At 58.4% G+C, this 12,179-nt stretch carries 15 protein-coding genes and 1 pseudogene; 9 read left to right on the top strand and 7 right to left on the bottom strand.

Features of this window, described 5'->3' with window-relative positions:
• From BF95_RS30475 to BF95_RS29855, 4 genes and pseudogenes are all read right to left on the bottom strand, one after another.
• Positions 1–241: AAA family ATPase (locus BF95_RS30475; protein WP_268747197.1), on the bottom strand; the 241-nt coding region annotated here is incomplete at its 3' end.
• A gap of 40 nt (positions 242–281) precedes the next feature.
• Positions 282–464, bottom strand: a complete 183-nt coding sequence (locus tag BF95_RS30470) for a hypothetical protein (RefSeq protein ID WP_268747198.1) — start codon at positions 462–464, stop codon at positions 282–284.
• A 55-nt stretch (positions 465–519) separates the two neighbouring features.
• A pseudogene (locus BF95_RS30465) lies at positions 520–900 on the bottom strand (AAA family ATPase); the annotation flags it as partial.
• Positions 901–1,190: 290 nt separating this feature from the next.
• A complete protein-coding gene (locus tag BF95_RS29855; RefSeq protein ID WP_235209957.1) occupies positions 1,191–2,486 on the bottom strand; it encodes an AAA family ATPase in 1,296 nt (431 codons plus the stop codon).
• 263 nt (positions 2,487–2,749) lie between these two features.
• Here BF95_RS29855 and BF95_RS22945 point away from each other — a divergent pair, with 263 nt between their 5' ends.
• The 7 genes from BF95_RS22945 to BF95_RS22920 all read left to right on the top strand — a co-directional run bounded on the left by BF95_RS22945 (position 2,750) and on the right by BF95_RS22920 (position 8,568).
• Positions 2,750–3,622 carry a DUF932 domain-containing protein gene (locus BF95_RS22945; RefSeq protein WP_443018422.1) on the top strand — a complete coding sequence of 291 codons (873 nt, stop codon included), beginning with the start codon at positions 2,750–2,752 and terminating at the stop codon, positions 3,620–3,622.
• Between the two features lie 80 nt (positions 3,623–3,702).
• Complete coding sequence (locus BF95_RS22940) at positions 3,703–5,589, top strand: ParB/RepB/Spo0J family partition protein (protein WP_443018421.1); 1,887 nt, start codon at positions 3,703–3,705, stop codon at positions 5,587–5,589.
• Complete coding sequence (locus BF95_RS31255) at positions 5,544–5,765, top strand: hypothetical protein (RefSeq protein ID WP_443018420.1); 222 nt, start codon at positions 5,544–5,546, stop codon at positions 5,763–5,765. Before BF95_RS22940 ends, BF95_RS31255 begins: the two co-directional genes overlap by 46 nt.
• Before the next feature lie 60 nt (positions 5,766–5,825).
• On the top strand, positions 5,826–6,032 hold the full coding sequence (locus BF95_RS22935) for a hypothetical protein (protein WP_004350866.1): 207 nt from the start codon (positions 5,826–5,828) through the stop codon (positions 6,030–6,032).
• A gap of 160 nt (positions 6,033–6,192) precedes the next feature.
• The gene (locus BF95_RS26815; RefSeq protein WP_004350864.1) at positions 6,193–6,678 is read left to right on the top strand and encodes a DUF2321 domain-containing protein; all 486 of its coding nucleotides are present in this window, start codon (positions 6,193–6,195) and stop codon (positions 6,676–6,678) included.
• A gap of 11 nt (positions 6,679–6,689) precedes the next feature.
• Positions 6,690–7,391 carry a TIR domain-containing protein gene (locus BF95_RS27660; protein ID WP_011002526.1) on the top strand — a complete coding sequence of 234 codons (702 nt, stop codon included), beginning with the start codon at positions 6,690–6,692 and terminating at the stop codon, positions 7,389–7,391.
• A gap of 862 nt (positions 7,392–8,253) precedes the next feature.
• A complete protein-coding gene (locus tag BF95_RS22920) occupies positions 8,254–8,568 on the top strand; it encodes a DUF736 domain-containing protein (RefSeq protein WP_004350859.1) in 315 nt (104 codons plus the stop codon).
• Between the two features lie 348 nt (positions 8,569–8,916).
• On the opposite strand, the gene BF95_RS22915 is transcribed toward BF95_RS22920, so the two are convergent.
• Genes BF95_RS22915 through BF95_RS22905 form a run of 3 tightly spaced genes read right to left on the bottom strand, consistent with a single transcriptional unit; the run spans position 8,917 to position 10,568 of the window.
• Positions 8,917–9,753, bottom strand: coding sequence for a macro domain-containing protein (locus tag BF95_RS22915; protein WP_226184115.1), 837 nt, complete (start codon positions 9,751–9,753; stop codon positions 8,917–8,919).
• A 33-nt stretch (positions 9,754–9,786) separates the two neighbouring features.
• Positions 9,787–10,350, bottom strand: a complete 564-nt coding sequence (locus tag BF95_RS22910) for a TIR domain-containing protein (RefSeq protein ID WP_004350855.1) — start codon at positions 10,348–10,350, stop codon at positions 9,787–9,789.
• An 8-nt stretch (positions 10,351–10,358) separates the two neighbouring features.
• A complete protein-coding gene (locus tag BF95_RS22905; protein ID WP_043154794.1) occupies positions 10,359–10,568 on the bottom strand; it encodes a hypothetical protein in 210 nt (69 codons plus the stop codon).
• 394 nt (positions 10,569–10,962) lie between these two features.
• On the opposite strand from BF95_RS22905, the gene BF95_RS22900 reads away from it, so the two are divergent.
• Both BF95_RS22900 and BF95_RS22895 read left to right on the top strand, forming a co-directional pair.
• Complete coding sequence (locus BF95_RS22900) at positions 10,963–11,313, top strand: DUF2958 domain-containing protein (protein ID WP_009405759.1); 351 nt, start codon at positions 10,963–10,965, stop codon at positions 11,311–11,313.
• A gap of 344 nt (positions 11,314–11,657) precedes the next feature.
• Positions 11,658–12,179 (top strand): DUF7011 domain-containing protein (locus BF95_RS22895; RefSeq protein ID WP_043154798.1); only part of this gene is annotated, 522 nt, incomplete at its 3' end.

The raw sequence follows: 12,179 nt of genomic DNA, 5'->3' as shown, positions 1-12,179 counted from the left end.
TGCCCGATGACGCTATGACTTTTCGCCTGCCAAGTTTTTCTGCGGACTCCTCGGTTATCTCGATTACGTCGCTATGCGAATACTTGTTGATAAAACGATAGATCTTCTCCTTCAGCTCCGGTGTTGTGATGATGCAGTCTTTCAGACCAACATCCATCAACTGACTGATGTCGCTTCTCCGCTTTGGATATTTGAAGGTAAAGAACGACTCAACGAGCTTGCGAGCAAGGTTCGCAGTCAAGAATGCTTCATCTCTGTTAAGAGTCGTATGGGCTCTGTACTCATAAAGTTTTTTTGAATATGTAGTGATACTCAGAACCGTAATTTTTCAGAGAGTCATCAGCGTCAACAAGCAATGAATGGCGGGGTGAGCCAGGTGGAGCATCCAGCCGATAGAAGAAGCAGTTCTCCGTTTTTCCCTTGTTGATCCTGTTTCTGTTCGCTCCAGTGAACCAATCTCTCACTAGCTTGAAGTAGGTGAAATTGTGGGTCAGCACAAAAAAGTTGTTTGGCTTCAGTACATTGAGTTCTCAGGAATGAATAGGCATGGAACAAGTGGTTTGAATCAAAGCTTGAGACTGGATCATCAACGACGACAATCGTGTCTTTGATGTTGTTTCCGTTCTCTTTGAGCTTCGTGATGAAGTACACAAATGCAATCGCAGTCTTCTCACCTTCGCTCAAGTTCCCATCATGCTCACCCACCCCGTTTCTGATGATCTCATAACCCTTCTTCTTCTGATTGAAGCTGAGACAAAGTTCAGAGCGGCCAATGAAGCGATGCAAGATGTCATTGAACTCCTTCGCTCCGACCGTTTCATTCGAGAGCAGCGCCTCTATAGCACCGACCTCTTGACTAATTTTCTCAATTTCCTTGTGGTCGTTTTTTTTGCTTCTGATTCAAGGTCATTGCATTTCTTCTCACTTCCAGCATAGTCAAATTCTTGCACCTCAGCCGCAGCAAAGTGCAGCTCCAGTGCCACTTTTGCTTTTTTGAGGTCTCAGATTTTGAAGTTTAGAAGTCTTTATTGTTGTGCTTTCCGACGAGCGCGACGATCGACTTCAGAATCTCATTGAAGTTTTTTGACGTCATCTTCGACCACGTCCGAGATTTGAATGTCCGTCTTTCCAGGGTCTGTGATCTTGGCCTTCAGGCTTCGCGCCATCCGTCCATTTGCTTATCAATCTTCTCAGCAGCGGTTGCGTAGTCCTTTTTGGAGCTTATCCGCCTCGGCCGATAATTCTTTATAAAACTCGGTCGCTGCGGGCAACTGATTGGCTGGAGCGCCTTGAGACTCAATCCAAGTCGCCGCGTTCTGAAGTCGGCGCTGAAAATCCGTGAACTCTTTGCTGAAGTGGGCAGCAAGTGCCTCGGCACGAAGCTGGGTAAAAGTAGAGCCGCAGAACTCGCACGATTGCGACTCGTGGTTTTTATGGATTTCCAAGCCTGTTTGAACCCATTCACGGATGTCCGGGTTATCAGTCAACCGCTGGATAGCTTGATTGACCGCCGTAGTCCCAATCAAATCCCTGATTCGACCTGATGCCTTCTTGAAGTAATCCGGCTCAATGGATGTTGAGACGAAATTGATGCTTGGAAGCTGATCTGGTTTCGCGGCATTCGTAAGGTCGATAACTTTATCATCTGAAAGAACTGAATCGGCTTTGATGATGGCTTCACCGTTGCTCTGAATGAAATTGGACAGCTTTCGGCGATCGTAATTGAGGTAATAGCTATCGCTTGTATCAATCGCCTGAAGCCCTAGCTTCATCTTTTTGGCAGCATTGGTCAGAAACTTGTCCAACGCTTCGCGCTGCTTCTTTACCTCGCCTTGCTTCTCGTCGTGAGCCTTCCTTTTCGACTGAAGCTCTCCCTTTAACTTCTCCAGCTTCTGTAAGTCATCAATCTTCTCTTTCGCAATCAGAAGGATGCTTTTTACAGATTTGTCCCAATCAATGTTCTCATGCACAAAGCGTTGATTGAAGACATGAATATTCAGTTGGCATGAATGGAGTGTAGCTTCCGTGATAGTTGAGCCATCCTCCAAAGCTACTGAAAACTGGCCCGCACTGAAGCGAGGAACCATCGAGCGCAGCTCAAAGCAAGAGAAAAGGTTCGACAGGGTTGACTTGCCTGTTCCGTTCCAGCCATAGACCAAGTTGTACCGGCCGAACTTCTGGATCTTCGTTCCATTAAAGTCGTTGAAGATGCCGAACTGCTTGAGGCGGTTAATGCAGACGATCATTTTTGGACCTCCGTGTTCTTGCTTTGGCAACATTTGCTTGCAAAACAAATAATAAGCGAAGAGTTCTCCTGCGTCTCCGCTTCGCGGACCGCGCTGTTCCAGGTTCGCTTTTCGCTCATCCCTGACGGGACTGGCATTCGCCAGCCTTTCACATCCCTGACGCCTTCGGCCCGGCTTCCAGCTTCGGACCTGCGCGCTTCGCTTGCGTGCGGTTCGGCACACAGGGACGGCCGTTGCCATGTCCAGCCGTCTCCCCTGACTTCATCACCTTCTCCGCGACCGTAGCCCGCTTCCGGGTGCCGTCAAGGCGCGCAGGGCCGTGTCCTCGCTGCGCTGCGGGCCGCACCAACCCTGCGCTTGTCTCCTTGACGGTCCTCGTCCGCGCGCTCCTTTGGCCGCGGGCGATGAACTCAGGAAAGACGGTGGCAACAGGGCCAACCGGGTTCCTCGTGCCAACCGCACCAAACAGCCGAAAGGCTGGGCTCCGAATCTAGGAATCCGGTGTGCGGTTTGAACAGCAAACCCTTTTCGTCAGGAGAAAGACCATGCAACTCGCATCCCGTTTCGCTTCCCGTTCCCCCTCGCTGCGTAGCGATTACCCGCTGACCGATGACCAGATTCACCGCGTGGCCCCGTCCATCTTCGCGGACGCGCCGCATGAAAGCCGTTCGCAGCGGTACGCCTACATCCCCACCGCCGCCGTGCTGGCCGAACTGCGCAAGGAGGGGTTTCAACCCTTCATGGTGACGCAAACCCGCGTGCGCGACGAAGGCAAGCGCGAGCACACCAAACACATGCTGCGCCTGCGCCACGCAAGCCAGATCAACGGCGCGGAAGCCAATGAAATCGTGTTGCTCAATTCCCATGACGGGACGAGCAGTTATCAGATGCTGGCCGGAATGTTCCGGTTCGTGTGCAGCAATGGCCTTGTATGCGGCGACACCGTGGCCGATGTGCGCGTGCCCCACAAGGGCGACGTTTCCGGGCATGTCATCGAAGGCGCTTACGAAGTCTTGCGCGGCTTCGACCGGGTGAAGGATTCCCGCGATGCCATGCGCGCTATCACGCTGGACGAAGGCGAAGCCGAAGTGTTCGCCCGTTCCGCGCTGGCCTTGAAGTACGACCCCACCGACAACAGACCCGCGCCCATCACGGAAAGCCAAATCCTGATGCCGCGCCGGTTCGACGACCGTCGCCCGGACTTGTGGAGCGTGTTCAACCGCACCCAAGAGAACCTGACCAAAGGCGGATTGCATGGCCGCAGCGTCAACGGACGCCGCCAGCAAACCCGCCCGGTGCAGGGCATTGATTCCGATGTGCGCCTCAATCGCGCCCTCTGGATGCTGGCCGATGGCCTGCGCCAGTTGAAAGCCTGATTCCCCACGCGGCAGGGGCAGGCAGCAGCCCTTGCCGCTTTCTTCGCTGCTTCATCCCTGAACCCATAGGAGTTATCACCATGAACGCCGTTACCCAGACCGAAGCCCGCGCCCTCAACGCCGCCGCCGCTACCCCGCTGGAAGCCGCCGACCCGACCAAGAACCTGATTCTGGTTCCGCTGTCGCGGCTGGTGTCGCGCCCGACCGGGCGCAATGTGCGCAAGACCCCGCGCATGTCCATTCCCGAACTCGCCGCGAGCATTCAGCGTGTCGGCCTGCTGCAAAACCTCATCGTCATTGCCGCCGCCGATGGCGAGAATTACGAAGTGGTGGCCGGTGGCCGTCGCCTCGCAGCCCTCAAGCTGCTGGCGAGAAAGCGCCGCATCAGCAAGGAATGGGAAGTGCCTTGCCTGCTGGTGGCCGATGGCACCGCCCGCACGGCCAGCCTCACCGAGAATGTGCAGCGCGAAGCCATGCACCCCGCCGACCAGTTCGAGGCATTCGCCGCGCTGGTGGCCGAAGGCCGACCCATCGAGGACATAGCCGCCGATTTCAGCGTGTCCCCGCTGGTGGTGCAGCGCCGCTTGAAGCTGGCGAACGTCTCGCCGCGCCTGCTGGCCGACTACCGTGCCGAAGCCGTGACGCTCGATCAGTTGATGGCCCTTGCCATCACCGACGACCACGCCGCGCAGGAAACCGCGTTCTACGACGCGCCGAAGTGGCAGCGCAACCCTTCGCAATTGCGCGACCGCCTCACCGAGCGCGAGATTGACGCATACCGGCATCCGCTGGTGCGTTTCGTGGGGCTGGATACCTACGGAGCCGCAGGCGGTGGTGTGCGCCGTGACCTGTTCGCGGAAGGTGACGCGGGCGTGTATCTGACCGATGCCGCGCTGCTGGAACGGCTGGCGCAAGACAAGCTGGCAGGTATCGCCGCCGAGGTGAAGGCCGAAGGCTGGGCGTGGGTGGATGCCACCCACGCCGTGACCCATGCCGACCTGCACGCCTTCCAGCGTGCGCCGAGGGAACGCCGCGAACCGAACAAGCGCGAAGCGCAGCGCATCAAGAAGCTGCAAACCAAGATGCACGAACTGGCCGCCGCCGTGGATGACGCGCTTGATGCCGAGGACGAGGAAAAGGCCGATGCCTTGCAGGAAGAAGGCGAAGCCGTGGGCGAGCAGTTGCAGGCGCTGGAAGATGGCTTGCAGGACTACGGCGCGACCGTCAAGGCCGCAGCCGGTGCCATCGTCACCACCGACCGCAACGGTCAGGCCGTGATTTATCGCGGGCTGCTGCGCGAGGCCGAAGCCAAGGCGCTGCGCACGCTGGAACGCCTGCGCCAAGGGTTCAGCGGCGAGGATGCTGGGAACGACGACGAAGGCGAGGACGGAGACAGCGAAGGGCAGCCCAAGACCGCCGCCATGTCCGACCGGCTGGCGCAACGGTTGAGCGCCCACCGCACCGCCGCGCTGCAAATCGAAGTGGCACGGCATCCGCAAGTGGCGCTGGCTGCGCTGGTGCATGGCATGGTGCAAACGGTGCTGCAAGGCGGCTACCACGGCCACGACTTGCCGCTGGGCGTGAGCCTGAAAGTGCAAGACCGGCTGGAAGGCATGGCCCCCGACTGGCCGGAATCCCCCGCCGCCGTCGCTCTGCGCGAGTTGCAACAGGTGGCGGGCGAAGCCTTGCCGCAGGACAGCGCCGAACTGTTCGCCGCGCTGCTGGCGAAGTCCCAAGACGAACTGGTGCGGCTGCTGGCGGTATGCGTGGCCGTCACGGTGGACGTGGTGACACCCCGCACCACACGGCAGCAGCCGGGCGAAGAACTCGCGCAGGCCGTGAGGCTGGACATGGCCGCATGGTGGAAGCCCACCAATGAGGCTATTTCCGGCATGTGCCGAAGGCCGCAATTCTGGAAGCCGTGGAGCGGTTCGCCCCGTCGCACGTCACCCGGCTGGCGAAGTTAAAGAAGGCCGACATTGCCAGCGAAGCCGAGCGGCTGGCAGACGGCACGGGCTGGATGCCTGCCATCTTCAAGGCCGAAGGGCCGGACGCCACGCAGGCAGAACCACAGGAGCAGGACGACGCCCCGGAGGATGCCGAGGCAACAGCAGATGAGCCCGCCGTGGCGCTAGCCGCTTGACCCGTGCAAAAGCAAGCGCCCCGGCCTCGACCGGGGCGCTTTGCTGGAAGGAGAACACCCATGACCTACACCACCAGCCGCCCCCGCATGGCGGCGATCTATGCCCCCGGCACGATACGCGCCCGCCGCTGGCACGGCGAAGGCGACGTGCGCGGCTACCGCCCGCCCTCGGGCTGGTCAGCCCGCGCCGACCTGACCGACATTCACCCCATCACGGGCCGCGCCTTGCCGCGTGCCGTGTGGTGGCTCATCGAGACGAAGGAATAACCCGATCAGCACCGCGCCCTGGGCGCAGTGAGTGCAAAAATCCGGGCGCGGCAGTGGCCGCGCCCGGTGTCATCCACGCCTCCAATTTCCACGCTGTTGCTTTAGAATCCCTTGATTTGACCAACGCCGTATCTATCGGCATAAATAACAAGGGAGCGTAATGGGGACATATCGGGTCGCACAGGTTTGTCCTAACGGACATGTCGCAACAACAGCCGCTGATCAGAATCCCGAGCTTCGAGAGGCGTTCTGCTCTAAGTGCGGTGAAGAGACCATCATGCAGTGTCCTTCGTGCAGCGCATCCATTCGCGGCGATTTCTACGTTGAAGGCGTTTTCGGCTTGGGTGGTGATTACGAGCCTCCCTCGTTCTGCCACAACTGCGGTAGCCGATTCCCTTGGACTGAACGCAAGATTGCTGGCGCTGTTGAGCTAGTGGAAGCAGGCGCAGAGCTGTCGCCAGAAGAAGTCCAGCAGTTCCGTACCGATTTGACGGAATTGACCAAAGACAGTCCAAAAACTCAAGTTGCATCCCTTCGATTCAAGAAGGTGATGACGAAGGTCGGCGCTTCGGTTGCATCTGGCGTGCGCGACATTGTTGTCGATGTACTTAGCGAAGCTGCGAAAAAAGCGATTTGGGGAGCTTAGAAGGAATGGCAATGACTCTCGACGAAATTAAGGCCTGCCTACAGGCCGGCAATCTTCAGATTGCGAATGAGACGGCACTTGCAAACGGCACTGGCACACAACTTCGTTTGCAAAATGGAGCAATCGTCAATAGCTACCACACCGGCAATTTCAATGTTCAGGGCAAGAACCAAGAGGCGGTAAAGGCTTGCCTTGGCGTACAACCTGCACAGGCTGCGGCACCAGCTCCACAGAATGGCGCTGCTGCTAAGCCAATGCTCAGCAAGGTATTCGTGGTTTATGGGCACGATAATGCCGCCCGAACCGAGCTTGAAGCGATGCTGCGCCGCTGGAGGCTTGAGCCGTTGATCTTGGATCAACTTCCTTCGGAAGGGCAGACCATCATCGAGAAATTGGAAAAATACACGGCAGAAGTAAAGTTTGCTGTGGTGCTGGCCACGCCCGACGACGAGGGCTACCGCGCTGGTCACGAAGACGAAAAGGCGTTCCGTGCGCGCCAAAATGTTGTGATGGAATTGGGCATGATGCTTACGCTGCTCGGTCGTAAGAACGTTGCCATTCTCATGAAGCAACAAGACAATATGGAGCGCCCATCCGACATCCAAGGGTTGCTCTATATCCCATTCAAGGACAATCTGCAAAAGGATGCAGGGCCGCTTCTGGCAAAGGAAATGGCGGCTCAGGGTTATCCCATTTCGTTGGCGAATCTGTAGGCATCGGCAAATTAAATCTATTTGGAAATAGTGCCTGCTATTTCCCAGAATGAGCCCCTTGTTGTGCTCTTAGGCTTTTGAGCGTGTCGGCGCAAAGCGCCGCCGGGCTTTCGGGCTGCGCCCCGTGCCGTCTTTGTCGTCACGGCCATTCGGCTTCAATCCCTCACGCCTTCGCGCCTGCGGCGCTGCGCGCTGCGTTTGCCTCCAGGGGAAAGCCCTGCGGACTATCCGCGCCGCGCACGGCTTGGCGCCCCTCGATGCCGCCGAACCGGCTGTGCCTGATCGGCCCGGCCAGCGCCCCGCCGCGATGAACGAGGCGCCGGCGAACACGCTGACGCTTGCTGCGGCAGGTTGTCCGAATGCGCGCCGTCCTCAACGCTGGCGGTTCTTGCCCATCACGTCACGAAGGAAGTTCACGGACAACCCGCCCGGCATCGCTATGGAGCTTCCACGCACACCTCAAGACCGGCGCTGCAAGGTGTGGCGGGGCATTCTCGCTTGTCGTTGGGTGGTTGACCTGGCCCGCGTCAGCGGGCGAGCCGGAGCAGCCTTCATGCGGGGATGCCGAGCCGGCCCTATCTCCTTGCGGTGCGGTTCGGCCCAAGGCGTCCTTGTGTTGTTGTGAATCCTGGCGGTGGCGCGGCTGCGCCTCGGGCTTCATGGCTGCAACCGTCCAGCGAAAACAATTTCCCCTGCTTTGTCACTGCGTTCGGCGCATTCCTCGCGGGACAAATTCTTTTCGCCTCACGGCTCTCCACTGCGTTTCGACCGCAAGCGGTGCCGCCCACCCGTCCCCCGTCGGCCGGATCACAACAAGGACGCGATGGGCGCGAACCTTGTTCCACCGTAAGGAGAAATCATCATGGCCAACATCGGCACCTTCACCGCAGACAAAGACGGCTTCACCGGCACGCTTCGCAGCCTGACGCTCAACGTCAAGGTCAAGCTGGTGCCCAACGACAAGGGGGACAACGAGAAGGCCCCCGACTTCCGCCTGCAGGCGACCAGCCACGACATCGGCGCGGCGTGGAAGAAGACCAGTGAGGCCGGGCGGGAGTACATCTCCGTGACCCTCGACGATCCTTCGTTTCCGGCCACGGTCTACGCCCGCCTGATCGAGGGCGAAGACGGCACGCACGACCTGATCTGGTCGCGCAGCAAGCCCCAGGCGGCGTGACCGCCGCCCGCAGCGCCCCGCCATGCGGCGGGCGCTGCGCTGTTCGTTCGTCCCGAACGCGGCAACGGCAGACGGTGCCCCATAGCGAGCCGCGCCCCCCTGTCTGTGAGCTGCGTCTATGGCTGTTGTCAGGGCATGGCGTGTCGGCGCGATGCGCCGCCGGGCTTTACGGGCTACGCCCCGTGCCGTCTTTGCCGTCACGGCCATCCGGCTCCAATCCCTCACGCCTTCGCGCCTGCGGCGCTGCGCGCATGGCTTGGCGCCCCTTGAGCACCGCCGAACCGGCCTGTGCCGGATCGGCCGGGTCAGCATCTGCAAAGTGGGCTCGCTCCGAACCGCCATTGAAAACTACACGCCGTTCCTGGCGGATTTGATATCGAGAAGATTGATCTGGTCGATCTTGTCTTTGTGGATCACGATGGTCAGCTTCGCGGGATATTTGAATCGCATCTCACTGATTCTGAATGTCCACAGCATGATTTTCAGTAGATCCTCGTCGGAAATATTCTTGTGTCCTTTGATTCGCGTGATTCCTGATCCAAAGATTGTTGTCGATACGCTTTGCTGGGCGTACACGTTGTTTACCTTGTCCCAGAAATTAATGAGGAACTCAAGGTACTCCGGCATCGTTAGTAGCGCCTTGTTGTTCTCATCGAACTTGGAGAACGCGGTCAGGAGATAGTCTTTGTAAAGGCAAATCGTGCCTATCTGATACCTTTTCTTCTTACCGTATTTCCTTGCCTCGTTCTCCTCCAGGACTTCACTTTCATCAAAAGCGTATTCCTCGATGTAGCGGTCTAATTCGGAAATCGGAACGCCGAGATGCTTCTGGATGAAAACTCCGTTGAGAGAAGTCTCGCCAATTATCTTGTTGTCCACCTGAGTGTCGAAATACTCATTGAAGGCAATTGCCTTCAATCCCGGCTGTTGGAAAATGTCGCCGGTCTTGATCGCGACATCGCTGCCCTCAACATTGATGTCGATACTGTTCAGGTTGTTCGACCAGAGCCATATCACCACGTAGGTGAGTGCCAGTATTGCCAAGAAAGCCAAGCCAGCCTTCAGCTTCCACTCGGCAGGAACGTCAACAAAAATAACTATGAATGACAGCGTACCGCTGACGACAGCGGTGATCTCAAGGAATTTCTTGATGACCCGCTTGTCAAAAAAGTTGACCTTCGCCATGACGTGAATCATTCGCTCCGATATGTCGATTGATTATGGGTTGTATCTGTAGATGCCTGGGGCCTTCATGCTCCCAACCATAAACTCGCCGTCCTGCAAGGATTTTTTGATGAGCTCTTTATTCATCGGGACATGAAGCGTCGGGACTTTGCTCATCGAATCCCGGAACACGGGAAGATTTCCCCACAGGTTCTTAACCGCCTGCTTCAATGATCCGTCGACAAGCAGACTTTCCTTGGTGGCATATTCGGGATAGATGACAATGACAGGAAGCCCTTGATCGTTGATCCCGTAGTCGATTTCTTCTCGAAGGGCGCGGGAATTCGTCGTGATCGAACTCAAGATGAGGATAATGTTCTTCGAGCTCCGAAGGCGCTCCCTGAGCCTGGGTTTCAGTGTGTATTCCCAATCGCTGCCATCGCGGACACTGTAAGTTTTGTCGTGCGAATCAACGAAGGGGAACGTCGCATCAGCACCTTTCCACATCCGTAGGGTGTTGTAATACTGAAAATCCTTCGTCGCATTGGCACCTAGCGAGCTGGGATGGAATGGCTCTGCAACGTAAAAGGCGGTGTAGTTTCCATTTCGATATGCCATGTCGCTTCTCAATCTCCATCAGAGTTCAGTACCGCCTCAAGTTCCTGGCGCACCTGCGCCATCAACTCGTCAGCCTTGCGCGTGCTGTCGCCCGCAAAGGCCAGCGTCAACAACGTGAGCGGATGCACGTCCATGACCTCGCACAGCTCGGTCAGCTTGTGCAGAGTCGGACTTTTCAGGTCGCGCTCCAGCGTACTCATATAGGTGCGGCTCGACACGTCGGAGAACGCTTCCTGCTCAAGCCGCGCGCCTTCCTGACCGTCTTCAACGCCTTCGCCAATGAGTACTTTGCCGCCACCTATGGTTTCCTCTCAAAACCAAGATGACAACCCATTGAGTCCTATAGGGCTACAATCTATAGTGTTCATTCATGCTGAGAGGCCGCTTTCGTGCTTTTACGGAAATCCGCATCTGCGGATTCCGACAGAACCGGGGAATCGCATCCGTGTCTTTCCGGCTTCCGACAATTCCGCTTCGGTGCTTCCGTTCTTCTGCGGATGCGATGGCTTGCACATCCGTGCTTCCACACGAATGCACAGATACGGTTCGACGGTTCTGTGCTTTGGCACAAGAGCGCATCCGCGCATCGTCGGTTTCGTGCGGAGGCTTCCCATGACCCTGCCGCTTGTCACCGCCGATGAACGCGCCCGACTGCTGGCCCACGGCGCGGCACTCGCCGCTGGTCAGCGGCTCGACCCGCTGCCCGTGGTGCGCCTGTTCACGCCGGACGCGCATGTAACCTGGCTGCTGGTGTCGCTCGATCCTGCGGATGGCGACACGGCCTACGGCCTGATCGACCTTGGTATCGGCCTGCCTTCGCTGGGGACGGTCAAGCTGTCCGACTTAGCCGGCATCGTCGGCCCGCGCAAGCTGCCGGTGCGACGGGATCGGTATTTCCAGGCGGCGCATCTGTTATCGGAATACGTCCGGCTGGCGCAGGAGAACGGCGCGATCACGGACTGATGAAAACCAGCGTGGCCCGGCCAGCCGGGACGCATCGTGACTATTTCAATCTTGGTCAAGACCGTGAAGGTCTGAATCCGCATGCTTGCACCGAAGTGGTGCGATCCTGTTGAAAACAGTCCTGATCTTGGGCGCGGGCTGCGGCACGGTGTTCGGTGCTGCGCGTCATTTTCCTAAAGGCGTAGCCGTCGCATTCAGACGATTTCCGCAACACGCAGGAGCCAAATGGTCTTGACACCGACAGTTACAGCCTAACCAATTTTGATGACGACCTGATGGCATTTCGATAGCTCCCGCATCGCGGAAATCGTGGCGACGCATCCCAAACAGAGGGAGGTTTCGCCATGACTGATCGCAGCGCCGAACACTGGTATCCGACAGCGGCCTATCTCTACGTTCTGCACCTTGACGGCCCTGCGCTGGCGTGGGAATACCTGCGCCGAAATCCCGACTACCGCCGCGACTGGCTGCGCCGTCGCCGCTGGCCGGACGCGGCGCAGGCGTGGGGCCTGCGCCTGCTGGAAGACCCGGCCCTGGATGCCCGTGACGCGCATCCGGCCTGGTTCCCCGATCACGATGCCGTGGTGCAGCTCTACCCCGATGCCGACCCGCCGCCCGAAGCTCATGCCTTCGAGTTCTGGCGCGTCCCTGGCCGCAAGCAACTGATCCACGACGGCAAGCGCCTGGTGCTGGTGTCGCATTGGCCCGGCTGCTGCCTGCGGCTCGCGCTCGCGCCGGGCCTGGAGGACGGCATGGCCTACCTCTACGCCACCCGCGCCTGCGCCACACCGTGCGCGCGCTATCGCACGCTCGCGGCCGGGCTGGATGCCCTGGCCGTGGCCACGGTCGCCGCGCCTGCGGCGGCG

The organism is Sphingobium sp. Ant17 (genome assembly GCF_000588875.1).
Lineage (GTDB): Bacteria > Pseudomonadota > Alphaproteobacteria > Sphingomonadales > Sphingomonadaceae > Sphingobium.
Note: the sequence above shows the minus strand (reverse complement) of the source record. Positions and strands in the feature narration are given on the sequence as shown.

What these genes read in the sequence shown, in the direction of transcription:
- BF95_RS26815 (WP_004350864.1), top strand. Translation starts at nt 6,193, where the DNA reads ATGGGGACATATCGGGTCGCACAGGTTTGTCCTAACGGACATGTCGCA.
- BF95_RS22940 (WP_443018421.1), top strand. Translation starts at nt 3,703, where the DNA reads ATGAACGCCGTTACCCAGACCGAAGCCCGCGCCCTCAACGCCGCCGCC.
- BF95_RS22900 (WP_009405759.1), top strand. Translation starts at nt 10,963, where the DNA reads ATGACCCTGCCGCTTGTCACCGCCGATGAACGCGCCCGACTGCTGGCC.
- BF95_RS22915 (WP_226184115.1), bottom strand. Translation starts at nt 9,753, where the DNA reads ATGGCGAAGGTCAACTTTTTTGACAAGCGGGTCATCAAGAAATTCCTT.
- BF95_RS22935 (WP_004350866.1), top strand. Translation starts at nt 5,826, where the DNA reads ATGACCTACACCACCAGCCGCCCCCGCATGGCGGCGATCTATGCCCCC.
- BF95_RS22920 (WP_004350859.1), top strand. Translation starts at nt 8,254, where the DNA reads ATGGCCAACATCGGCACCTTCACCGCAGACAAAGACGGCTTCACCGGC.
- BF95_RS29855 (WP_235209957.1), bottom strand. Translation starts at nt 2,486, where the DNA reads ATGGCAACGGCCGTCCCTGTGTGCCGAACCGCACGCAAGCGAAGCGCG.
- BF95_RS22910 (WP_004350855.1), bottom strand. Translation starts at nt 10,350, where the DNA reads ATGGCATATCGAAATGGAAACTACACCGCCTTTTACGTTGCAGAGCCA.
- BF95_RS27660 (WP_011002526.1), top strand. Translation starts at nt 6,690, where the DNA reads ATGACTCTCGACGAAATTAAGGCCTGCCTACAGGCCGGCAATCTTCAG.